Annotated in this window: 23 protein-coding genes; 13 read left to right on the plus strand and 10 right to left on the minus strand. The window is 68.0% G+C overall.

Features of this window, described 5'->3' with window-relative positions:
• Positions 1 to 5 precede the first annotated feature (5 nt).
• Genes ACAM57_RS04810 through ACAM57_RS04820 form a run of 3 tightly spaced genes read right to left on the minus strand, consistent with a single transcriptional unit; the run spans position 6 to position 3,432 of the window.
• Positions 6 to 770: an SDR family NAD(P)-dependent oxidoreductase gene (locus ACAM57_RS04810; protein WP_369660874.1), complete on the minus strand. Its 765-nt coding sequence runs from the start codon at positions 768 to 770 to the stop codon at positions 6 to 8.
• Between the two features lie 32 nt (positions 771 to 802).
• On the minus strand, positions 803 to 2,662 hold the full coding sequence (locus tag ACAM57_RS04815; RefSeq protein ID WP_369660875.1) for a feruloyl-CoA synthase: 1,860 nt from the start codon (positions 2,660 to 2,662) through the stop codon (positions 803 to 805).
• On the minus strand, positions 2,659 to 3,432 hold the full coding sequence (locus tag ACAM57_RS04820) for a crotonase/enoyl-CoA hydratase family protein (protein ID WP_126025571.1): 774 nt from the start codon (positions 3,430 to 3,432) through the stop codon (positions 2,659 to 2,661). Before ACAM57_RS04820 ends, ACAM57_RS04815 begins: the two co-directional genes overlap by 4 nt.
• 103 nt (positions 3,433 to 3,535) lie before the next feature.
• On the opposite strand from ACAM57_RS04820, the gene ACAM57_RS04825 reads away from it, so the two are divergent.
• Positions 3,536 to 4,432 (plus strand): amidohydrolase family protein, encoded by an 897-nt coding sequence (locus tag ACAM57_RS04825; protein WP_369660876.1) that lies wholly within the window; start codon positions 3,536 to 3,538, stop codon positions 4,430 to 4,432.
• Here the strand turns inward: ACAM57_RS04825 and ACAM57_RS04830 are convergent.
• Complete coding sequence (locus ACAM57_RS04830) at positions 4,421 to 5,317, minus strand: MurR/RpiR family transcriptional regulator (protein WP_369660877.1); 897 nt, start codon at positions 5,315 to 5,317, stop codon at positions 4,421 to 4,423. The genes ACAM57_RS04825 and ACAM57_RS04830 overlap by 12 nt on opposite strands.
• Positions 5,318 to 5,433: 116 nt before the next feature.
• Here ACAM57_RS04830 and ACAM57_RS04835 point away from each other — a divergent pair, with 116 nt between their 5' ends.
• Both ACAM57_RS04835 and ACAM57_RS04840 read left to right on the plus strand, forming a co-directional pair.
• Positions 5,434 to 6,429, plus strand: a complete 996-nt coding sequence (locus ACAM57_RS04835) for a tripartite tricarboxylate transporter substrate binding protein (protein WP_184640709.1) — start codon at positions 5,434 to 5,436, stop codon at positions 6,427 to 6,429.
• A 7-nt stretch (positions 6,430 to 6,436) separates the two neighbouring features.
• Complete coding sequence (locus ACAM57_RS04840) at positions 6,437 to 7,387, plus strand: succinylglutamate desuccinylase/aspartoacylase family protein (RefSeq protein ID WP_369660878.1); 951 nt, start codon at positions 6,437 to 6,439, stop codon at positions 7,385 to 7,387.
• A 15-nt stretch (positions 7,388 to 7,402) separates the two neighbouring features.
• Here the strand turns inward: ACAM57_RS04840 and kefC are convergent, their stop codons facing one another.
• The gene (gene kefC, locus ACAM57_RS04845) at positions 7,403 to 9,283 is read right to left on the minus strand and encodes a glutathione-regulated potassium-efflux system protein KefC (protein ID WP_369660879.1); all 1,881 of its coding nucleotides are present in this window, start codon (positions 9,281 to 9,283) and stop codon (positions 7,403 to 7,405) included.
• Positions 9,284 to 10,036, minus strand: a complete 753-nt coding sequence (locus ACAM57_RS04850; RefSeq protein ID WP_369660880.1) for an NAD(P)H-dependent oxidoreductase — start codon at positions 10,034 to 10,036, stop codon at positions 9,284 to 9,286. It abuts the gene before it with no gap.
• Between the two features lie 100 nt (positions 10,037 to 10,136).
• Between ACAM57_RS04850 and ACAM57_RS04855 the strand changes: the two genes are divergently transcribed.
• Both ACAM57_RS04855 and ACAM57_RS04860 read left to right on the plus strand, forming a co-directional pair.
• Positions 10,137 to 10,757, plus strand: a complete 621-nt coding sequence (locus ACAM57_RS04855; RefSeq protein WP_126025567.1) for a ParA family protein — start codon at positions 10,137 to 10,139, stop codon at positions 10,755 to 10,757.
• Between the two features lie 81 nt (positions 10,758 to 10,838).
• Positions 10,839 to 11,309, plus strand: a complete 471-nt coding sequence (locus ACAM57_RS04860; protein ID WP_093206665.1) for a MaoC family dehydratase — start codon at positions 10,839 to 10,841, stop codon at positions 11,307 to 11,309.
• Between the two features lie 36 nt (positions 11,310 to 11,345).
• Here ACAM57_RS04860 and ACAM57_RS04865 read toward each other — a convergent pair whose 3' ends face one another.
• The 3 genes from ACAM57_RS04865 to ACAM57_RS04875 form a co-directional block, all read right to left on the minus strand.
• The gene (locus ACAM57_RS04865; RefSeq protein WP_369660881.1) at positions 11,346 to 11,639 is read right to left on the minus strand and encodes a DUF4148 domain-containing protein; all 294 of its coding nucleotides are present in this window, start codon (positions 11,637 to 11,639) and stop codon (positions 11,346 to 11,348) included.
• 131 nt (positions 11,640 to 11,770) lie between these two features.
• Entirely contained in the window at positions 11,771 to 12,232 is a 462-nt protein-coding gene (gene trmL, locus ACAM57_RS04870) for a tRNA (uridine(34)/cytosine(34)/5-carboxymethylaminomethyluridine(34)-2'-O)-methyltransferase TrmL (protein ID WP_369660882.1), read from the minus strand.
• A 30-nt stretch (positions 12,233 to 12,262) separates the two neighbouring features.
• Complete coding sequence (locus ACAM57_RS04875) at positions 12,263 to 12,988, minus strand: phosphoribosyltransferase family protein (RefSeq protein ID WP_369662394.1); 726 nt, start codon at positions 12,986 to 12,988, stop codon at positions 12,263 to 12,265.
• Between the two features lie 41 nt (positions 12,989 to 13,029).
• Between ACAM57_RS04875 and ACAM57_RS04880 the strand changes: the two genes are divergently transcribed.
• The 8 genes from ACAM57_RS04880 to ACAM57_RS04915 all read left to right on the plus strand — a co-directional run bounded on the left by ACAM57_RS04880 (position 13,030) and on the right by ACAM57_RS04915 (position 19,574).
• A complete protein-coding gene (locus tag ACAM57_RS04880) occupies positions 13,030 to 13,947 on the plus strand; it encodes a class I SAM-dependent methyltransferase (protein WP_126025563.1) in 918 nt (305 codons plus the stop codon).
• Positions 13,948 to 14,196: 249 nt separating this feature from the next.
• Positions 14,197 to 14,673 (plus strand): DUF2244 domain-containing protein, encoded by a 477-nt coding sequence (locus ACAM57_RS04885; protein ID WP_126025562.1) that lies wholly within the window; start codon positions 14,197 to 14,199, stop codon positions 14,671 to 14,673.
• A gap of 60 nt (positions 14,674 to 14,733) precedes the next feature.
• Positions 14,734 to 15,912: a cytochrome c oxidase subunit II gene (gene coxB / locus ACAM57_RS04890; protein ID WP_126025561.1), complete on the plus strand. Its 1,179-nt coding sequence runs from the start codon at positions 14,734 to 14,736 to the stop codon at positions 15,910 to 15,912.
• 43 nt (positions 15,913 to 15,955) lie between these two features.
• On the plus strand, positions 15,956 to 17,599 hold the full coding sequence (gene ctaD, locus ACAM57_RS04895) for a cytochrome c oxidase subunit I (protein WP_126025560.1): 1,644 nt from the start codon (positions 15,956 to 15,958) through the stop codon (positions 17,597 to 17,599).
• A 25-nt stretch (positions 17,600 to 17,624) separates the two neighbouring features.
• On the plus strand, positions 17,625 to 17,738 hold the full coding sequence (locus ACAM57_RS04900) for a cytochrome oxidase small assembly protein (protein ID WP_019656111.1): 114 nt from the start codon (positions 17,625 to 17,627) through the stop codon (positions 17,736 to 17,738).
• 40 nt (positions 17,739 to 17,778) lie between these two features.
• Positions 17,779 to 18,405 carry a cytochrome c oxidase assembly protein gene (locus tag ACAM57_RS04905; RefSeq protein ID WP_184640702.1) on the plus strand — a complete coding sequence of 209 codons (627 nt, stop codon included), beginning with the start codon at positions 17,779 to 17,781 and terminating at the stop codon, positions 18,403 to 18,405.
• Positions 18,402 to 18,620, plus strand: a complete 219-nt coding sequence (locus ACAM57_RS04910; RefSeq protein WP_126025558.1) for a DUF2970 domain-containing protein — start codon at positions 18,402 to 18,404, stop codon at positions 18,618 to 18,620. The genes ACAM57_RS04905 and ACAM57_RS04910 overlap by 4 nt, the downstream gene beginning before the upstream one ends.
• A gap of 72 nt (positions 18,621 to 18,692) precedes the next feature.
• Positions 18,693 to 19,574: a cytochrome c oxidase subunit 3 gene (locus tag ACAM57_RS04915; protein ID WP_126025557.1), complete on the plus strand. Its 882-nt coding sequence runs from the start codon at positions 18,693 to 18,695 to the stop codon at positions 19,572 to 19,574.
• A gap of 77 nt (positions 19,575 to 19,651) precedes the next feature.
• Here ACAM57_RS04915 and ACAM57_RS04920 read toward each other — a convergent pair whose 3' ends face one another.
• Complete coding sequence (locus ACAM57_RS04920) at positions 19,652 to 19,882, minus strand: twin transmembrane helix small protein (protein WP_093206674.1); 231 nt, start codon at positions 19,880 to 19,882, stop codon at positions 19,652 to 19,654.
• Positions 19,883 to 19,903 lie beyond the last annotated feature (21 nt).

Below are 19,903 nucleotides of genomic sequence, written 5' to 3' on the forward strand. Positions count from 1 at the left end.
GGGCCTCAGCGCGGCGCCATGCGCAGCGCGCCGTCGATGCGGATCACCTCGCCGTTGAGGTGGCCGTTGGTGACGATGTGGCAGGCCAGCTCGGCGAACTCCGAGGGCTTGCCCAGACGCGGCGGGAAGGGGATGGAGGCGGCCAGCGACTGCTGCACCGGCTCGGGCAGCTCCAGCAGCAGCGGCGTGGCGAAGATGCCCGGCGCCACCGTGCACACGCGGATGGCGTGCTGCGCGAGGTCGCGCGCCATCGGCAGCGTCATGCCGACCAGCCCGCCCTTGGAGGCGCTGTAGGCCTGCTGGCCCACCTGTCCGTCGAAGGCGGCGACCGAGGCGGTGAAGAGCATCACACCTTTCTCGCCGTTGTCGAGCGCGTCCAGCTTCGCGCAGCGCGCGGCGAACAGGCGCGCCATGTTGTAGCCGCCGATCAGGTTGATGTTGACCACGCGCACGAAGTCTTCCAGCGGCGCGGGGCTGCCGTCCTTGCCGACGATGCGCTTGGCGCTGCCGATGCCGGCCACGTTCATCAGGATGCGCGCGGGGCCGTGCGCGGCCTCTGCCTTGTCGAGCGCGGCGACCACGCTGTCGGTGTCGGTGATGTCGCAGGCGCAGGCGATGCCGCCGATCTCGGCTGCGACCTTCTCGGCCAGTTCGCCGTTGCGGTCGAGCACCGCGACCTTCGCGCCCAGCCGCGCGAGCTCGCGCGCGGTGGCTTCCCCCAGGCCCGATGCGCCGCCGGTGACCAGTGCAGCTTGTCCTTCGATCTTCATTTGTCTCGTCTCCAGTAAAGAGTTAGCGGGGGTTAGCGGGGCTTCAGGGTGAACGGCAGGCTGCCGTCGTGCATCGCATCGGCCAGCGCGGCGCGGTGCTTGAGCACGGAGCGCTGGTTGATGGAGCCCTTGTCGGTGACCTCGCCCCTGTCGATGGACGGCGGCTCGGCCATCAGGTGCAGCCGCGCGATGCGGTTGGCGCTGCCGGTGGCGGCGGCGGCCAGCGTGTCGACCACCTGCTGGAAGTGCGCCTGCACGGGGGCGCTCTCCAGCACCTCGCGCATGGTGGCGCCGGCCGGCAGGCCGGCGAGCTCGCGCACCTTCTGCGTCGGGAAGACGAGCGCGCCCACTTCCTTCAGGTTGATGCCGGTCAGCACCGCGTCCTGCACGTAGGGCGCGCCGGCCGCGATGATCTTCGCGCGCATCGGGCCCACGCTCACGAAGGTGCCGGTGGCGAGCTTGAAGTCTTCGGCGATGCGGCCATCGAAGCGCAGGCCGCGATGGATGTTGCCCTCGTCGATCCACTTCACCGCGTCGCCAGTGGAAAAGAAGCCTTCCTCGTCGAAGGCCTCGGCCGTGGCCTCGGGCGCGCGCCAGTAGCCGGGCGTGATGTTGGGGCCGCGGTAGCGCACCTCGGTCTTGCCGTCGACCTCGATCAGCTTGAGCTCGATGCCCGGCGCAGGCAGGCCCACGTCGCCCGACTTCACGTCGGGGCCGGTCACGTAGAGCGCGAAGGGGCCCGATTCGGTCATGCCCAGGCCCGTGCCCATCACGATGCGCTCGCCGACTTCCGACTCCTGCGTGCGGTGCAGGCTGTCCCACACCGGCTGCGAGAGCGCCGCGCCCGAGTAGAAGAACATCTTCACGCGCGACAGCAGGTTGCGGCGCAGCACCTCGTCGGTTTCCATCGCCTGCGCGATGGCCTCGAAGCCGGTGGGCACGTTGAAGTAGATGGTGGGCGCGATCTCGCGCAGGTTGCGCAGCGTCTCGGCCATGCCGGCGGGCGTGGGCTTGCCGTCGTCTATGTAGAGCGTGCCGCCGTTGTCCAGCACGATGCCCACGTTGTGGTTGCCGCCGAAGGTGTGGTTCCAGGGCAGCCAGTCGACCAGCACGGGCGGCTCGTCGCCCAGGGCGGGTATCGACTGGCGCAGCTGCTGCTGGTTGGCGCACCACATGCGGTGCGTGTTGATCACGGCCTTGGGCATCTTGGTCGAGCCCGAGGTGAAGAGGAACTTGGTGATGGTGTCGGGGCCGGTGGCGCGCATCGCCTCGTCGATGGCGCTCGTGGCCGGCGTGGAGGCGAGGGCGCTGAACGCGGTGACGGGCCGGTCCTCGAGGCTGCCCTCGGCCAGCACGACCTCTGTGCCGGTGGGCACGACGGCGGCGATGGCCTTGGCGAAGCGCGCCGCGTCGCTCGCGAAGACGAGGCCGGGCGTGAGGGTGTCGAAGACGTGGCGCAGCTTCTCGAAGTCCTGGCTCACCACCGAGTAGGGGGGCGAGACGGGGCAATAGGGTACCCCGGCGTAGAGGCAGCCCAGCGCCATCAGCGCGTGCTCGATGCCGTTCTCGCTGAGGATCGCGACCGGTCGCTCGGCGCTCAGGCCGCGCTCCAGCAGTGCCTGTCCGATACCGCGTGCTTCCTCCAGCGCCTGCGCGTAGCTCACGCGCAGCCAGTCGCCGGTGCTGCCGTCGGCCAGCCGTTCGCGGCGGGCGATGAAGGTGCGGTCGGGCGTGCGCTCTGCCCAGTGGGCGAGGCGGTCGGTCATGCGCTCGCGGTAGGGGGCGAGCGGCGTTTCGGCGCTCAGGTACTGCGTGCCCGGCGCGCCGTCGCACAGCACCGCGCGGGTGACGCCGAAGACCAGCGGGCGGTAGCGGACGGCGGGGGCGCTCATCCCTTGCTCACTTTCGCGCCGCGTCCTTCGAGGAAGTCGCGAACGCGCTGCTTGGCCTCGGGCGCGGCCTGCGTGATGCCGGAGATCAGCGCCTCGGTGAAGAAGCCGTGATCGGCCGACTGCTCGGCGATGCGCGGCAGCGCGTGCATCAGCGCGTAGTTGGTGAGCGGCGCGTTGGTGGCCACGCGCCTGGCGAGCTCGAAAGCCTTGTCGAAGGCCTGGCCTTCGTCGACGAGGTACTGCGCGAAGTTGGCGCGCTCGCCGTCCTCGGCGTTGTAGACGCGGCCGGTCATCATCATGTCGGTCATGCGGGCCACGCCGATCAGCTTGGGGATGCGCACCGAGCCGCCGCCGCCCACGAAGATGCCGCGCGAGCCCTCGGGCAGCGCGTAGAAGGTGGTACGGTCGGCCACGCGGATGTGGCAGGCGCTTGCCAATTCGAGCCCGCCGCCGACCACCGCGCCGTGCAGCGCGGCGATCACCGGCACCGGGCCGTGCTGGATCAGGTCGAGCGCGGCGTGCCACATGCGCGAGTGCTGCATGCCCTGGCCGGCGTCGCGCTCCTTCAGCTCGCTCAGGTCGAGGCCGGCGCAGAAGTGCGGACCCTCGCCGTCGATCACCGCGGCGCGCACGGTGGAAGGCAGCTTCTCGAAGGTGTCGCGCAGCGCGAGGATCAGTCCGTCGGACAGCGCGTTGCGCTTGGAGCCGCGCGTCAGGCGGACGATGGCGACTTCGTCGCGGATGTCGAGTTGGAGGTCTGGATTGGTCATGATGGGGTCCGGGGTTGCGTCGAATTATGGTTATGGGAAATAATCAATTCAAGGAATTTGGAGCCCCCAGAGACTAGGGATTTACCCGTACAGGAGACAGCGCATGGACCATCAGAACCTGATCGCGATCGACATCCACACCCACGCAGAAGTCAGCTGCTGGAACCCGTTCGACAACTATGGCGAGGAATACGACCGCGCGGCCGACAAGTACTTCGGCTCCAGCGGCCGGCCCACCATTGCCGAGAGCGTGGCGTACTACCGCGAAAGGAAGATCGGCCTGGTGATGTTCATGGTCGACGCCGAATCGAACATGGGCCGCCGCCGCATCCCGAACGAGGAGATCGCCGAGGCCGCGAGGAACAACAGCGACATCATGATCGCCTTCGGCAGCGTCGATCCGCACAAGGGAAAGATGGGCGCGCGCGAGGCGCGCCGGCTCATCGAGGAGCACGGCGTGAAGGGCTTCAAGTTCCATCCCACGGTGCAGGGCTACCACCCCTACGACCGCATGGCCTGGCCCATCTACGAGGTCATCGCCGAATACGGCCTGCCGGCCATCTTCCACACCGGCCACAGCGGCATCGGTTCTGGCATGCGCTGCGGCGGCGGCCTGCGGCTGGAGTACAGCAACCCGATGCACCTGGACGACGTGGCCATCGACTTCCCCGACATGCAGATCGTCATGGCGCACCCCAGCTTCCCCTGGCAGGACGAGGCGCTGAGCGTGGCCACGCACAAGCCCAACGTGTGGATCGACCTGTCGGGCTGGAGCCCCAAGTACTTTCCGAAGCAGCTGGTGCAGTACGCCAACACCCTGCTGAAGGACCGCGTGCTCTTCGGCAGCGACTACCCGCTGATCACGCCGGACCGCTGGATGCGCGACTTCGAGAACGCGGGCTTCAAGCCCGAGGTGATGCCCGGCATCCTCAAGGGCAACGCGATGCGGCTGCTGCGGCTCGATGCCGCGCCGGCCGCTCCCGCGCCGTCAGCCGGCTGAAGCCGCCTTGTGCGAACGGCCGGCCGGCGCGGCCGTGTCGTTCCAGTGCTGCTCCCACAGGGCGTCGCCACGTTCGAGCGCTGCGCCCAGTTCCTTCTTGCGCCGCTGCACGACGGCGGTGACCAGCGCGTTGCACAGCGACAGCGCCGCCGTGTACGAATCGAAGGGCGACGCGCTCGACGTGCGCACCAGCATCACATGGTCGGCCGCAGAGGCCGCAGCGACCGACGGCCCGTCTGTGATGACGATGACTTTCGCCCCCTTCTCCCTGAAGTACCTGACCGCGCGCGCGGTGGCGAGCCCGTGGCGCCTGAAGGTGAGGGCCAGCAGCACGTCGTTCTCGCCGATCCACAGCAGCTGGTCTTCCAGCAGCAGCGGGCCGCCGCCGTTCATCGGACGAACGTCGGGCAGGCACATGTTCAGGTGCAGCGATAGATGGCCGGCCAGCGCGGCGGCATGCCGCTGGCCGGTCACGTGCACCCGCGTCCTGCGCTGCGTGAGCAGCCGCACCGCGCCCTCGAAGGCCGCGACGTCGAGCGCCGCGAAGGTCGAGGCCAGGTTGTGCTGGTCGTGCAGCAGCGCGTTGTCCAGGCAGCTGCGCACCGAGGCGTCGTCGGCGATGACGGCGTCCGCACGCGTGGCCGGCGACGACAGCCGCGCGGTCACCTCCGAGCGCGCCTCGATCTGTGCGTCGGCGTAGCTGGGATAGCCCAGCTTGGCCAGCAGCCGCACCACGGTCGAGGCGCTGGTGCCCACCTTCTTTGCAAGGCTCGTTGCAGATTCGAGGAGGCCCTGCGGGTAGCGCGTCTGCAGTTCGTCGATCAGGCGCTGCTCGCTCCGGGTGAGCTTCCTGCCGTAGCCCGCAATGCGTTGGTTCAGATTCATGGTCGGGGGCATTCTGCACGCGCAGCGCTGTTACACCCGATTTTGCAATGGTCATTGCAAAAATGAAATCATCTTGCAACAATGCGCGCACTTTCTATTGCACGACAGGACGCCCCATGGAATCCCTCTTCACCGCCGCGGCACTGCGCCGCCGCGAGCTCCTCGCCGCCGGCCTCGCATCGGTGCTGCCTCTGGCGGCGCACGCGCAGGCCTGGCCCTCGCGGCCGGTCACGCTGGTGGTGCCGTTCCCGGCGGGCGGTTCGGTGGACCTGATCGCGCGGCTGTACGCCGATCCGCTGGCGAAGGCGCTGGGTACGCCGGTGGTCATCGACAACCGCGCCGGTGCAGGCGGCTCCATCGCCAGCGCGCAGGTGGCGCGCGCCAAGCCCGACGGCTACACGCTGGTCGCTTCGTCGCAGAGCTCGCACCTGGCCAATCCGCTGACCCAGCCCAACCCGGGCTACGACCCGATCAAGGACTTCGCCTCGATCAGCCAGCTCGCGCGTTCGATCAACGTGCTGCTGGTCAACCCGGCGGTACCCGCGAAGAACTTCAAGGAATTCATCGCGCTGGTGAAGTCGCGCCCCGGCGAGCTCAACTTCTGCAGCGCCGGCCCGGGCAGCATGGGGCAGCTCAACGTGGAGCTGATGAAGTCGCAGCTGCAGCTCAACGCCACGCACGTGCCGTATCGCGGCGGCGGCCCCCTGGTCACCGCGCTGATCTCGAACGAAGTGCAGTTCGGCCTCGACAACCTCGCGCCCTTCCTGCCGCTGATCCAGTCGGGCAAGCTGCGCGCACTCGCCGTGGCCGCGCCCACGCGCGTGGCGGCGCTACCCGACATCCCGACCTTCGCGGAGCTGGGCTATCCGGTGCTCAACACCACTTCGTGGATCGGCCTGGCCGCGCCCGCGAAGACGCCACCCGAGATCGTCGAGGCGCTGCACAAGGCCGTGCGCTCGGTGGCCGACCAGCCCTCGATGGTCGAGGCGCTGCAGTCGCGCGGCTCGCTGCCGCCCGAGGCTCAGTCGCCCGCGCAGTTCACCGCCATGATGTCGGAGCGGCTCGCGGTCTACGGCGACCTGGTCAAGCGCGCCGGTATCCGCGGCGAGTGAGCGCCGCATGACAGAGCCATCTTTCGCGCCCGACACGGCGCCGCTGGAAGTGCTGCCGCGCGACATCTCAGCCTACCGGCAGGGAAACACAGGCATCGACTACGTGCACCGCTTCGAGTCGGGACGGCCGGGGCCGCACGTGCTGGTCAACGCGCTGACCCACGGCAACGAGATCTGCGGCATGGTCGCCGCCACGCACCTGCTGGACACCGGCGTGCGGCCGAAGACCGGCACGCTCACCGTGAGCTTCGCGAACGTGGAGGCCTACAACGCCTTCGACATCACGCTGCCTTACGAGAACCGCCAGCTGGTGCACAACCTCAACCGCATCTGGTCGAAGGCCATGCTCGACGGCAGCGAGGACAGCCCCGAACTGCGCCGCGCGCGCGAGCTGCGGCCGGTGCTGGACGCGGCCGACTACGTGCTCGACATCCATTCGACCCGCGCACCGGTGCAGCCCTTCTGGGTATACCCGGAGTTCGAGCGCAACGCCGGGCTGGCGCTGGCCATCGGCAATCCGCTGGTGCACCTGGTGATGCCGGTGGGTGGCGCTCCGGGCACGGGCGTGACGGCCTACGGCCGCCATGGCGAGGAGGGCGTCGACGGCGGCGCGGTGGTCGTGGAGTGCGGCCAGCATTTCAGCCGGGCGGCGGCCGAGCTGGCGACCGACGTGACGCTGCGCTTCCTCGCGCACCTGGGGCTGGTCGAGCCGCCGCCGGGCGCCGAACGGAAGGCGCCGGCGCGGCGCTTCCGGCTGCTCGAAGTGCACATGGTGAAGACCGAGAGCTTCGCCTTCGCTCGACCGGTGCTGGGCTTCGAAGTCTTCCGCAAGGGCGAGCTGATCGCGACCGACGCGGGCCAGGAGATCCGCTCGCCCTGCGACGACTGCACGATCTTCATGCCCACGCGCGCGCCGCTGGTGGGGCGCGAGGGCGTATACCTGACGGTGCCGGTCTGACCGGCCTGCGCCCGCTCAGGGCGCGGACTGCGATTCCGGCTCGGCTTCCGGCGCCGGCGCTTCCTCGTCGTCGAGCTTGCCCCAGTCGCGCCCCAGCCGCCGCTGGCGCTCCTCGCGCTCGCGCGCCATCTGCTCCTCGAACTGCTGGCGGCCGGCCTTGTTGGCGGCGATCAGCTTGGCGCGGTCCTTGTAGTGCGGGTAGATCTCGTTGCTGAGCTCGATGTTGCGGCGGCGGAAGCGCATCGCCGATTCGCGCGCCTCGTGCGCCGGCCAGCCCAGCGCCTCCAGCGTCGAGCGCGCGCTGCGCAGCGAGGACTCGAACACCTCTCGCTCCACCTCCGTCACGCCGCGGTCGCGCAGCTGGAACAGGTGCGTCACGTTGCGGGCTCGCGCGATGATGCGCGCCTGCGGGAAGTTCTCCTTCACGAGGTCGACGATTTCGAGCGACTGCTCGATATCGTCCACCGCCACCACGATCACCTTGGCCGTGCCCGCGCCCGCGGTGCGCAGCAGGTCGAGCCGTGTCGCGTCGCCGTAGAACACGCGGAAGCCGAACTGCCGCAGGCCTTCGACGGTGTCGGCGTCGTGGTCGAGCACCGTCACGCGCAGGCCCTGCGACATCAGCATGCGCCCGACGATCTGGCCGTAGCGGCCGAAGCCGCAGATCAGCACCTTGGCGTCCTGCTGCTCCGAAATCTCCTCGAGCTTGGTGCCGCCGTTGCGGCTGTAGCGCGGCAGCACGAACCGGTCGAGCAGCACCAGCAGAAGCGGCGACAGCAGCATCGACAGCGCCACCGCGCCGATCAGCAGCGAGGTGACCTCGGGCGGCAGCACGTCGGGGCCCGCCGCCTGGAACACCACGAAGGCGAATTCGCCGCCCTGCGCGAGCAGCAGCGTGAACACCGGTCGCTCCTGGTAGGCGATGCCCATGGCCTTGGCGAGCGCGTAGATCACCGCCAGCTTGACGACCATGAAGCCGACCACCAGCATCGCCATGATCCACGGGTTCGCGATCAGCACGCCGAAGTTGATCGACATGCCCACTGCGATGAAGAAGAGGCCCAGCAGCAGGCCCTTGAAGGGCTCGATGTCGGTCTCCAGCTCGCGCCGGTATTCGCTCTCGGCCAGCAGCACGCCGGCGAGGAAGGCGCCCAGCGCCATCGACAGGCCCACCAGCTGCATCAGCGCCGCGATGGCCACCACCAGCAGCAGGGCGGCGGCGGTGAAGATCTCGGGCGTGTCGCTGCGCGCGATCCAGCGCAGGATGGGCCGCAGCAGCAGCCGGCCGCCGAGGATGATGCCGCCGATCACGCCGATGATCTTCGCTGCCTCCAGCGCGCGCTCCAGCCCGGTCATCGACTGCTCTGCCGCGGTGGCGCCGGCCAGCAGCGGCAGCAGCGCGAGGATCGGAATGGCCGCCACGTCCTGGAACAGCAGGATCGAGAAGCCGGCCTGCCCGCTGGGCGTCTTCAGCAGGTTGCGCTCGCCGAACACCTGCAGCGCGATGGCGGTGGAAGAGAGCGCCAGGCCCAGCGCCGCCACCAGCGCCACGCGCCAGCTGGCACCCACGGCGCAGCCGACCGCGAACAGTACGGCGGCGCAGCTCAGCACCTGCGCCGTGCCCCAGCCGAAGATGGGCCGGCGCAGGTTCCACAGGCGCTTGGGTTCGAGCTCCAGGCCCACCAGGAAGAGCATCAGCACCACGCCGAACTCGGCGAAATGCAGCACGTCCTCGACGCTGGAAACCAGCCCCAGCCCCCAGGGCCCGATGGCGATGCCGGCCACGAGGTAGCCGATGATCGAGCCCAGTCCGAGGGCCTTCGACAGCGGCACCACCAGCACGGCGGCGCTCAGGTAGATCAGGCTGTTGGTCAGCCAGGCGGGTGCGTGTTCCATTCAGGCCGCCTTCCCGTTTCCGCCAGTGGAGGCTGTGGTGGTGGCCAGCCCATGGGTCATTGCCGCGCGGAATGCGTCGGAGACCACCTTGCCGACCTCGTCGTTGTCGGCAGGCCGGTCGCTCTCGGGCACGGGGCAGGCGATGCAGGCGTCGATCTCCTCGATCTCCGGCCAGTCGGGATAGCTGTCCAGCCGCTGGGCGAAGGTGTCGACATGGGCCTTCACCGCCGCCTCGCCGGCGCTGCGCGCGCCGTAGAAGATCATCGGCGGCAGAAAGCGCATGCCGCACAGCGCGGCGGTCTGCTCGTAGGGTGGCAGGAAGGCGTCGAAGAAGTAGCGGTGGTAGTTCTGCGGGTGGTAGCTGGCCTCGGGGCTGCCGGTGGTGGCGACCAGCCACAGGTCCTTGCCCTGCAGGGCGGTGCCTCCGGGGCCGTAGGCCCAGCCGTAGGCGAGCACGTCGTCGAGCCAGAGCTTCTGCAGCGCGGGCATCGAGTACCACTGGATCGGATGCACCAGCACCACCAGGCTGGCCCTGGCGAGCCGGGCCTGCTCGGCCTCGACGTCGATGGCGAAATCGGGGTAGCTGCCGTAGAGGTCGTTGACGTCGACCCCCGGCACGCCGCGCGCGGCTGCGAGCATGCGGCGGTTGACGCGCGAGTCGCGCCAGTGGGGGTGCGCGGCCAGCACATAGATGCCGCCGGAGCCGGTTTCGGTGCCCTCGGCGGGAGTTCCCGTCGGTGTTGTTGTCGTCATCCCGCGAACATATCTCAAGAGCACGCTGCAAGGCGTTTCGCCGGGCAAAAACGCTCAGCGACTACCATTTGCGCTGTTGCCGTTCTGGAGGAGTGCTTTTATGCCGGTGGTTCTGGTCGCCAATCCCAAGGGGGGCGTGGGCAAGTCGACGATCGCGACGAACGTCGCGGGCTACTTCGCAAGCCGCGGCCATGCCGTGATGCTGGGCGACGTGGACCGCCAGCAATCCTCACGCCTGTGGCTGGGCCTGCGCCCGCCGATGGCCCGGCCGATCTCCACCTGGGAAGCCACCGGCGAAAGCACCGTGGTGCGCCCGCCGCGCGGCACCACGCACGCGGTGCTCGACACCCCTGCCGGCCTGCACGGCTGGCGCTTCAAGGAAGTGCTGGCGCTGGCCGACCGGGTGATCGTGCCGCTGCAGCCCAGCATCTTCGACATCTACGCGACGCGCGATTTCCTTGACCGGCTGCTGGAGAACCGCCGCGCCGAGAAGACGAAGATCGGCCTCGTCGGCATGCGGGTGAACGCCCGCACGCTGGCGGCCGACCGGCTCCACGAGTTCATCGCGGGGCTTGGCGTGCCGGTGATCGGCGAGCTGCGCGACACGCAGAACTACGTGCAGCTGGCCGCGCGCGGGCTCACGCTGTTCGACATCGCACCCGGGCGCGTGCAGCGCGACCTGGAGCAGTGGCAGCCGATCTGCGAATGGCTCGACGCCTGAACGGCGTGCTGCCTGCTCCCGGTTTACCCTGATCCCGGTTGTCGCGAGGCCGACAGCCGCGCGGCGACCCCAGACGCCAGAATGCCCCGCATGACCAAGAAGACATTCCAGACCCTTCAGGATCTCGCCGCCTGCGTCGGCCAGGAGGTCGCCGTGAGCGACTGGATCGCCATCACGCAGGAGCAGGTCAACCAGTTCGCCGAGGCGACGGGCGACCACCAGTGGATCCACGTCGACATCGAGCGGGCCAAGGCCGGCCCCTTCGGCGGGCCGATCGCGCATGGTTTTCTCACACTGTCGCTGCTGCCGCGCTTCTACGAGACGGCGCTGGACGTGGTCGAGTCGCGCATGGGCGTGAACTACGGCCTGAACAAGGTGCGCTTCATGTCGCCGGTGCCGGTGGGCAAGCGCCTGCGGGCGCGCATGAAGCTGCTGACGGCGGAGCCCATTGCTGACGATGGTTTCCAGATGACCTGGGAAACCACCATCGAGCTCGAGGGTGCCGCCAAGCCGGCCTGCGTGGCCGAGTCGGTGGTGCGCCGCTACCGCTGAAGGCGCGGCGGCTTTCTTTTCTCTTTTTCTTTCTTCTTACATCCGGCGGTCGGTCACTTCGCCATAAGTGGCTGCGCCCTGGCGGGTGATGCTGCGGGCGCTGGCGCGCACTGCGTCACGGTCGGTATTGCCGTTCCTGGCCTGCATCGTGCCGGTGCCGCCGTTGCCGATCTGCAGCGGCTGGCGCGCATCGGCCTGCACTTGCGCGCGCGACAGCGTCGACTGGAACGGCGCGGGCGGCAGCGGGTTCTGCTCTCCCTGGAAGGCTTGCGCGCCGCTGGCGAAAACGAGCGTGGCGAAGGCGGCGAGGGCAATCGGCTTGGCGTTCATGGCGGGACTCCTTGGAGCAAGGTGGTGGATGGAGCAAATGCCGGTCGGCTGATGGCCGGCATGTCTTCCTTACGGCGCACCTCGCCGGTCGGATGTGTCCGCCCCTGTTGCCCGTAGGGGCGGCCGATGGTTCAGCCGAAGCCGTTTTGCCGCCAGGCTTCGAACACCGTCACCGCCACCGCGTTCGAGAGATTCAGGCTGCGCTGGCCCTCGCGCATCGGCAGCCGCAGGCGCTGGGCCTCGGGGAAGCCGTCACGCAGCGCGGACGGCAGGCCGCTGGTTTCCGAGCCGAACACCAGCCAGTCGCCGGACTGGAAGCGTATGTCGTGCACCGGACGCGAGCCGCGCGTGGTGAGCGCGAACATGCGATCGGTGGCCGGCTGCTCGGCCGAGAGCAGGGCCTGCCAGTCGGCGTGGCGCCTGACTTCGGCGTACTCGTGATAGTCGAGACCGGCACGGCGCAGCAGGCGGTCGTCCATCGAGAAACCCAGCGGCTCCACGAGGTGCAGCTTGCAGCCGGTGTTGGCTGCGAGCCGGATCACGTTGCCGGTGTTCGGCGGGATTTCGGGGTGGACCAGGACGATATTGAACATGCGGCGATTGTCGGCGGGGCGGCACGAGGCTCAGCGCGGCGGATCGGTCCGGGCGAGCACGATGGCGGTGACGTGGGCCGCGCCGGCCTGCCGCAGCACCTCTGCGGCGGTGAAGATCGATGCGCCGCTGGTCATCACGTCGTCCACCAGCACGACGCGCCGGCCGCGCAGCTTGTGGGCGCGCAGCGGCTCCACCACGAAGGCCCCGCGCAGGTTGCGCAGCCGATCGGCGCGCGACAGGCCGCTCTGCGCCGGCGTTTCGCGCGTGCGAAGGAGCAAGGTGGCGTCGGTCTTCGTTGGCGCCAGTCGGCGTGCCAGTTCGTGCGCCTGGTTGAAGCCGCGTTCGCGCAATCGGCCGCGCGCAAGCGGCATCGGCAGCACGATGTCGCCGGCTTCCAGCGCGGGCTCCACCCAGGGCGCGCTGCGCAGGAGCGTAGCGAAGGGACCGGCCCAGCCGGCCTCGCCACGGAACTTGAAGGCGGCGATGGCGTCCGGCCAGGGCCAGGCGTAGGTGCAGGCGGCGAGGCAGGCATCCAGCGGCGGCGGGTTCTTCACGCACTCGCCGCAGCGGCTAACGCCATCGGGCACGGGCAGGGCGCAGCCCCCGCAGCGCGCGGCTGGCGGTGCGAAGCGGGCCACGCAGGCGTCGCACACGGGGCGCGAGGGCCAGGCGCGGCAGACCGCGCACTGGCTGGGCAGCCGCGCCAGCAGCGAGCCGAAGGACGCGAAAGGGGACAGAGGAGCGAAAGGCCACATGGCCCGGAGGCTGGACATCGCCTCAATATACTCACGGCCCCATGGCCACCGACCCCACAAGACGCCCGCCGACCATCGATGCCACGGCGGCCGCCCGCTGGCGCCGGCTCGCGCCCGCCGATGGCGCCTCTCCCTGGCTGCACGAGGAAATCGGCCGCCGAATGGAAGACCGGCTGCAATGGATCAAGGCCCAGCCCCGCCACTGGGCCGACTGGGCGCCGCTGCGCAGCGGCCTCGAGGCCCATGAACTTGTCGCACGCCGCTACAAGGACGCGGCCTCCTACGTGATCGAGCCCGAGCCCGCGCTCGCCGCGGCCACCGGCCAGGCGCTCGCCGCGCCGTGGTGGAGCGCGCGGCGCTGGCAGGCCGGCAAGGCGCGCTTCGAGGCGCCGCCCGAAGACGGTGTCGACCTGCTCTGGGCCAACATGTCGCTGCACATGGCGGCCGACCCCGAGGCGCTGATCTCGCACTGGCACAGGCTGGTGGCGACCGACGGCTTCCTCATGTTCTCCTGCCTCGGCCCCGACACCGTGCGCGAGCTGCGCGCGCTGCATGCCCGCCTCGGCTGGCCGGCCGCGGGCCACGAGTACACCGACATGCACGACTGGGGCGACATGCTGGTGCATGCCGGCTTCGCCGAGCCGGTGATGGACATGGAGCGCATCGTGCTGACCTGGGCCACGCCCGAGGCGGCGCTGGCCGAGCTGCGCACGCTGGGCCGCAACCTGCATCCGGCGCGCTTTCCGGCGCTGCGGGGCAAGGGCTGGCTCCAGTCGTTGAAGAAGGCGCTGCCCGAACTCGCGCCGGCCGAGGGCGGCGACGGGCGCATCGCGCTGACCTTCGAGGTCGTCTACGGCCACGCGTTCAAGCCGGTGCCGCGCGTGTCGCTCGCGGCCGAGAGCGCGGTGTCGTTGCGCGAGATGCGATCGATGCTCCAGCGCGGGCGTCCGGGCGCCTGAGCGATCCCGGCGGGCGCGGCGGGCGCGTGTGGAAAACGCGTGCCGGAAACGCTAGTCGTACAGGGCGTTTCTTGCCTACTAGTAGTGACCCGTAGGCGTCCCACAGGGCACTCGGGCGCAGGTATCTACCCGCTACAATCCGCCGTTGCGTGAAACTCGCGGGTATTGTCCCGCGATCGAGGGGTGTCGGATCCTGTTCGTACGAGAGGGTTTGGCGACCGTCGACGCACCGATTTGCTGAACTCGCCCGTGTCGAATTCCGTGTTTCGATTTGCCACCGTTTCAGGCCAGAGCATCCACTGGTTCCTGAAGCGCAACTGCTCGGTGACGCCGAGCCAGCTGGGCTGGCTCTACGCTTCGCTGTGCGTGGTATCTCTCGGCATCGGCACCCTGTTCTGGCTGCACGGTGCGCCCATGGTGCTGCCTTTTGCCTGGCTCGAACTGGCCGCTGTCGGGTTTGCGTTCATGGTCTACGCACGGCATGCGACAGACGGCGAGAAGATCGCATTGCAGGAAGGACGGCTCGTCGTGGAGCTCGAAAACGGCGGGCACTACGAGCGCACGGAATTTCTTCCGCACCAGGTGCGGATCGAACCCCAGACCGGCGATCGCTCGCTGATCGAGGTCTCGGGGCAGGGTCGATCGGTCAGGGTGGGGCGCTATGTACGCCCGGAGTTGCGTGCGGCCTTGGCCCGCGAGATTCGAATGGCGTTGCGTGGCGCCTGAGGGGGCTCGCGCAGTGCTGCACGGTTGGGTTTGTCGAAAAATTGAAGAAACGTGAACACGATGAAGAGCATTTGGCGCAATAAGTACAGGCCGGCGAATCTGTTGCTGGCGGCCGGCGCGGCTTTCAGCAGCGCGGCGCACGCAGTCAACGATCTGCCCGGCGGCCCTTCGGTGCGCCAGTTGAATCTTCCGGTCGGCGTGACCAAGATCGCGCAGGAGCAGCATCTGCTCCACACGATCATGATGATCCTGTGCACGGTCATCTTCGTCGGCGTGTTCGCGGTGATGTTCTATTCCATCTGGAAGCACCGCAAGTCGGTGGGTCACAAGGCCGCCAACTTCCATGAATCGGTGGTGGTCGAGGTCATCTGGACCATCGTGCCCTTCCTCATCGTCATCATCATGGCGCTGCCCGCCACCAAGGTGCTGGTGGCCCAGAAGGACACCACCAACGCCGACCTCACGATCAAGACCACTGGCTATCAGTGGAAGTGGGGCTACGACTACCTGAACGGCGAAGGCGAGGGCCTGGCCTTCATCTCCACGCTCGACAGCTCGCAGCGCGCCATGTCCGACGCGGGCGCCAGGGGCCAGATGCCCGACGACTACCTGCTCAAGGTCGACAACCCGCTGGTCGTGCCGGTCAACAAGAAGGTCCGCATCATCACCACCGCGAACGACGTGATCCACGCCTTCGCCGTGCCGCAACTGGGCCTCAAGCAGGACGCCATCCCCGGCTTCGTGCGCGACACCTGGTTCCGCGCCGAGACCGTGGGCGACTACTACGGCCAGTGCCAGGAACTGTGCGGCAAGGAACATGCCTACATGCCGATCCACGTGAAGGTGGTCTCGGCCGCCGACTACACGACCTGGGTGGCCGCCAAGCGCAAGGAAGCTGCCGCCAAGCTCGACGACCCGACCAAGGTCTGGACCCTGCCCGACATGCTTGCGCGCGGCGAGAAGGTCTATGCCGCCAACTGCGCGGCCTGCCACCAGGCCAACGGCAAGGGCGCCGGCCCGATCAAGCCGCTGGACGGCTCGGCCAAGGTGACCGACGCCGACCACAAGGTCCAGCTGACGGTGCTGCTGAACGGCCAGAACAACGGTGCAATGCCCTCCTGGAAGCAACTGAGCGATACCGACCTCGCGGCCGTGGCCACGTACACCAAGAACAGCTGGTCGAACAAGACGGGCCAGCTGGTGCAGCCGGCCGAAGTGCTGGCCCTGCGCGCCAAGTGATGCGCGAGCGCCCCGCGACGAAGAAATTGCAAGGAACAACGAAATGAGCGCAGTTCTCGACCCCCACGGTCACGCAGCAGGCCACGGCGACCACGCACACGACGATCATCACGACCACCACGCGCCCACCGGCTGGCGCCGCTGGGTGTTCGCCACCAACCACAAGGACATCGGCACGCTGTACCTGCTGTTCAGCTTCACGATGCTGATGGTGGGCGGCGTGCTCGCGCTGCTGATCCGCGCCGAGCTGTTCCAGCCCGGGCTGCAGCTGGTGAACCCGGAGCTCTTCAACCAGTTCACCACCATGCACGGCCTGATCATGGTGTTCGGCGCGATCATGCCGGCCTTCGTGGGCTTCGCGAACTGGATGATCCCGCTGCAGGTGGGCGCCTCCGACATGGCGTTCGCGCGCATGAACAATTTCAGCTTCTGGCTGCTGATCCCGGCGGCGCTGATGCTGGTGGGCTCCTTCTTTATGCCCGGCGGCGCGCCCGCCGCGGGCTGGACGCTGTACGCGCCGCTCACGCTGCAGATGGGCCCCTCGATGGACGCCGGCATCTTCGCGATGCACATCATGGGCGCCTCGTCGATCATGGGCTCGATCAACATCATCGTGACCATCCTCAACATGCGCGCCCCCGGCATGACGCTGATGAAGATGCCGATGTTCTGCTGGACCTGGCTCATCACCGCCTACCTGCTGATCGCCGTGATGCCCGTGCTCGCGGGCGCCATCACGATGACGCTGACCGACCGCCACTTCGGCACCAGCTTCTTCAACCCCGCCGGCGGCGGCGACCCGGTGATGTACCAGCACATCTTCTGGTTCTTCGGCCACCCCGAGGTCTACATCATGATCCTGCCGGCCTTCGGCATCATCAGCCAGGTGGTGCCGGCTTTCGCCCGCAAGAAGCTCTTCGGCTACGCCTCGATGGTTTACGCCACCTCGTCGATCGCCATCCTGTCGTTCATCGTGTGGGCTCACCACATGTTCACGACCGGCATGCCGCTGACCGGCCAGCTGTTCTTCATGTACGCGACCATGCTGATCGCGGTGCCCACGGCCGTGAAGATCTTCAACTGGATCGCGACGATGTGGCAGGGCTCGATGACCTTCGAGACGCCCATGCTGTTCGCGGTGGGCTTCATCTTCGTGTTCACCATGGGCGGCTTCACCGGCCTGATCCTGGCCGTCGCGCCCATCGACACGCAGCTGCAGGACACCTACTACGTGGTGGCCCACTTCCACTACGTGCTGGTGGCCGGCTCGCTGTTCGCCATGTTCTCGGGCTTCTACTACTGGGCTCCGAAGTGGACCGGCGTGATGTACAACGAGACGCGCGGCAAGGTGCACTTCTGGTGGTCGCTGATCTCGTTCAACGTGACCTTCTTCCCGATGCACTTCCTGGGCCTGGCCGGCATGCCGCGACGCTACGCCGACTACCCGATGCAGTTCGCCGACTTCAACGCCGTCGCGTCTGTCGGTGCCTTCTTCTTCGGTTTTGCCCAGTTGTATTTCTTCCTGTTCATCGTGCTGCCCACGATGCGCGGCAAGGGCGAGAAGGCTGCCCAGAAGCCGTGGGAAGCTGCCGAGGGCCTCGAGTGGGAAGTGCCGTCGCCGGCACCGTTCCACACCTTCGAGAACCCGCCCAAGCTCGACGCGACCGCCACCAAGGTGATCGGTTGAACGCACTGTCAGCCTACGCAGCACGATGACGCCCGAGCAGAAAAGGAACAACCGCCGCATGGGGCTCACGCTGGCCTCCATCGCCGTGGTGTTCTTCATCGGCTTCATCGTCCGCATGGTCTGGTTCAGCGGCCGCTGAACCGGGCATTCGAGCAGGCAACGAACGGGAGCACACGCGCATGAGCCTCGGTCCTCGCATCCGCCGCGCCAACGTCCGCATGGTCGGCAAGCTGGCCGTCGTGGCCTGCGGCATGTTCGCCTTCGGCTATGCGCTGGTGCCGATGTATCGCGCGATCTGCGAGATGACCGGCATCAACATCCTCGCACTCTCCGAACTCGAGGTGCCGGGCGGCGCGAGCGGCGGCAAGAACGTGCGCGTGCCCGACAACACGCAGGTCGACAAGAGCCGCACCATCACGGTCGAGTTCGATTCCAACGTGCGCGGCGGCCTGTGGGACTTCAAGCCCGCGGAGCGGACCATCCAGGTGCACCCGGGCGAACTCAACACGGTGATGTATGAGTTCCAGAACGTGCAGAACCGCCGCATGGCCGCGCAGGCCATCCCGAGCTACGCGCCGCAGCAGGCCGCGCCGTACTTCAACAAGCTCGAGTGCTTCTGCTTCAACCAGTACACGCTCGATCCGGGCGAGAAGAAGCAGTGGCCGGTCGCGTTCGTGATCGACCCGAAGATCTCCAAGGACGTGAAGACCATCACGCTGTCGTACACCTTCTTCGAGGTGGGCGGCAAGACGCCCGCGGCCCCGGTGGCCGCAGTTTCCGGCACCACGAATGAGCCCCGCTCGTGACCGATCCCTCGAACCGGCCGAAGGCTTCGCTGTGGGACACGGTGAAGGCGGTGGGCTGGTCGTTCTTCGGCGTGCGCAAGAACAGCGCCTACCAGGAAGACCTGCGCAAGCTCAACCCGCTGCACATCATCGCGGTGGCGTTCGTGGCGGTGGTGGTCTTCGTGGTCGCCCTCGTGCTGGTGGTGCGCCATGTGGTCGCGTCGGCCGGGGCCTGACGGAAAAGAAGCCTTCCACGGCAAGCAGAATCCATTGAACCGAGAAGAGAAGAAAGAGAGCCAGGAGCTGATATGAGTTCAACCACCCACGGCACCACGCCCTACTATTTCGTGCCGGGCCCCTCGGCCTATCCGGTCTCGGCCGCGATCGGTTTGTTCTTCGTGATCCTTGGCGCCGCGCAATGGATCAACGGCCACCAGTGGGGCGCATGGTCCCTGCTGGCCGGCATGGTGATCTGGCTCGGCACGCTCTTCGTCTGGTTCCGCGCCGCCATCGGCGAGAGCGAGAGCGGCCAGTACGGCCACAAGATCGACCTCTCGTTCCGCTGGAGCATGAGCTGGTTCATCTTCTCGGAAGTGATGTTCTTCGGCGCGTTCTTCACCGCGCTGTGGTGGGCACGCACTCACGCGCTGCCATCGCTCGGCAGCCTTGACAACGCGCTGCTGTGGCCCGACTTCAAGGCCGTGTGGCCCAGCGTCGCCGCCGGCGCCACCGCCTCGCCGGCAGGCATCGTCGAGCCCTTCCAGACCGTCGGCCCGTTCTGGCTGCCCACGATCAATACCGCGCTGCTGCTGAGCTCGGGCGTGACGCTCACCATCGCCCACCACGCGCTGCGCGCCGGCCATCGCGCGCAGACGATCCGATTCATGTGGCTCACCGTGCTGCTGGGCGTGATCTTCCTGGGCGTGCAGGGTTACGAGTACCACCACCTGTACACCGAACTGAACCTCAAGCTCAGCTCCGGCACCTACGGCTCGACCTTCTTCATGCTGACCGGCTTCCACGGCCTGCACGTGTTCATCGGCATGCTGATGCTGCTGTTCATCACGCTGCGCCTGCGCAAGGGCCACTTCACGCCCGAGCGCCACTTCGGCTTCGAGGGCGCGGCCTGGTACTGGCACTTCGTGGACGTGGTCTGGCTCGGCCTCTATCTGCTGGTCTATTGGCTTTGAGCGAAGAACCTCGCGGCATTCCAAAAAAAAGGCGCCGGAAGGCGCCTTTTTCTTGGTTCTCCTGGCACGAGCATCATCTACTTGCCGAGCGGGAGCCCGGTTGGCTGGATGTATCCGAACTTCCAGGCGAGCAGCATGCAGAGGAACAAAAACACCGAGAGGCCGATCCGAACGGTGAGCGCGCGCGCCATGCCGCCGCTCTTGGCGCGCCCGTTGCGCCCGTCCTTCAGCATGAAGTACAGGGCAAACGCGAGGCTCGCGAAGATGCCCACGAACACCAGGGCGACGAAGTATTTCATGACCCGCATTATCGGCCGCACGCCCCGCCC

The sequence above is a fragment of the Variovorax sp. V15 genome (assembly GCF_041154425.1).
Lineage (GTDB): Bacteria > Pseudomonadota > Gammaproteobacteria > Burkholderiales > Burkholderiaceae_C > Variovorax > Variovorax guangxiensis.

Bases quoted from the DNA above. Each gene is read 5' to 3' on its own strand.
- ACAM57_RS04810 (WP_369660874.1), bottom strand. From the start codon at position 770: ATGAAGATCGAAGGACAAGCTGCACTGGTCACCGGCGGCGCATCGGGC.
- ACAM57_RS04815 (WP_369660875.1), bottom strand. From the start codon at position 2,662: ATGAGCGCCCCCGCCGTCCGCTACCGCCCGCTGGTCTTCGGCGTCACC.
- ACAM57_RS04820 (WP_126025571.1), bottom strand. From the start codon at position 3,432: ATGACCAATCCAGACCTCCAACTCGACATCCGCGACGAAGTCGCCATC.
- ACAM57_RS04825 (WP_369660876.1), top strand. From the start codon at position 3,536: ATGGACCATCAGAACCTGATCGCGATCGACATCCACACCCACGCAGAA.
- ACAM57_RS04830 (WP_369660877.1), bottom strand. From the start codon at position 5,317: ATGAATCTGAACCAACGCATTGCGGGCTACGGCAGGAAGCTCACCCGG.
- ACAM57_RS04835 (WP_184640709.1), top strand. From the start codon at position 5,434: ATGGAATCCCTCTTCACCGCCGCGGCACTGCGCCGCCGCGAGCTCCTC.
- ACAM57_RS04840 (WP_369660878.1), top strand. From the start codon at position 6,437: ATGACAGAGCCATCTTTCGCGCCCGACACGGCGCCGCTGGAAGTGCTG.
- kefC (WP_369660879.1), bottom strand. From the start codon at position 9,283: ATGGAACACGCACCCGCCTGGCTGACCAACAGCCTGATCTACCTGAGC.
- ACAM57_RS04850 (WP_369660880.1), bottom strand. From the start codon at position 10,036: ATGACGACAACAACACCGACGGGAACTCCCGCCGAGGGCACCGAAACC.
- ACAM57_RS04855 (WP_126025567.1), top strand. From the start codon at position 10,137: ATGCCGGTGGTTCTGGTCGCCAATCCCAAGGGGGGCGTGGGCAAGTCG.
- ACAM57_RS04860 (WP_093206665.1), top strand. From the start codon at position 10,839: ATGCCCCGCATGACCAAGAAGACATTCCAGACCCTTCAGGATCTCGCC.
- ACAM57_RS04865 (WP_369660881.1), bottom strand. From the start codon at position 11,639: ATGAACGCCAAGCCGATTGCCCTCGCCGCCTTCGCCACGCTCGTTTTC.
- trmL (WP_369660882.1), bottom strand. From the start codon at position 12,232: ATGTTCAATATCGTCCTGGTCCACCCCGAAATCCCGCCGAACACCGGC.
- ACAM57_RS04875 (WP_369662394.1), bottom strand. From the start codon at position 12,988: ATGTGGCCTTTCGCTCCTCTGTCCCCTTTCGCGTCCTTCGGCTCGCTG.
- ACAM57_RS04880 (WP_126025563.1), top strand. From the start codon at position 13,030: ATGGCCACCGACCCCACAAGACGCCCGCCGACCATCGATGCCACGGCG.
- coxB (WP_126025561.1), top strand. From the start codon at position 14,734: ATGAAGAGCATTTGGCGCAATAAGTACAGGCCGGCGAATCTGTTGCTG.
- ctaD (WP_126025560.1), top strand. From the start codon at position 15,956: ATGAGCGCAGTTCTCGACCCCCACGGTCACGCAGCAGGCCACGGCGAC.
- ACAM57_RS04900 (WP_019656111.1), top strand. From the start codon at position 17,625: ATGACGCCCGAGCAGAAAAGGAACAACCGCCGCATGGGGCTCACGCTG.
- ACAM57_RS04905 (WP_184640702.1), top strand. From the start codon at position 17,779: ATGAGCCTCGGTCCTCGCATCCGCCGCGCCAACGTCCGCATGGTCGGC.
- ACAM57_RS04915 (WP_126025557.1), top strand. From the start codon at position 18,693: ATGAGTTCAACCACCCACGGCACCACGCCCTACTATTTCGTGCCGGGC.
- ACAM57_RS04920 (WP_093206674.1), bottom strand. From the start codon at position 19,882: ATGCGGGTCATGAAATACTTCGTCGCCCTGGTGTTCGTGGGCATCTTC.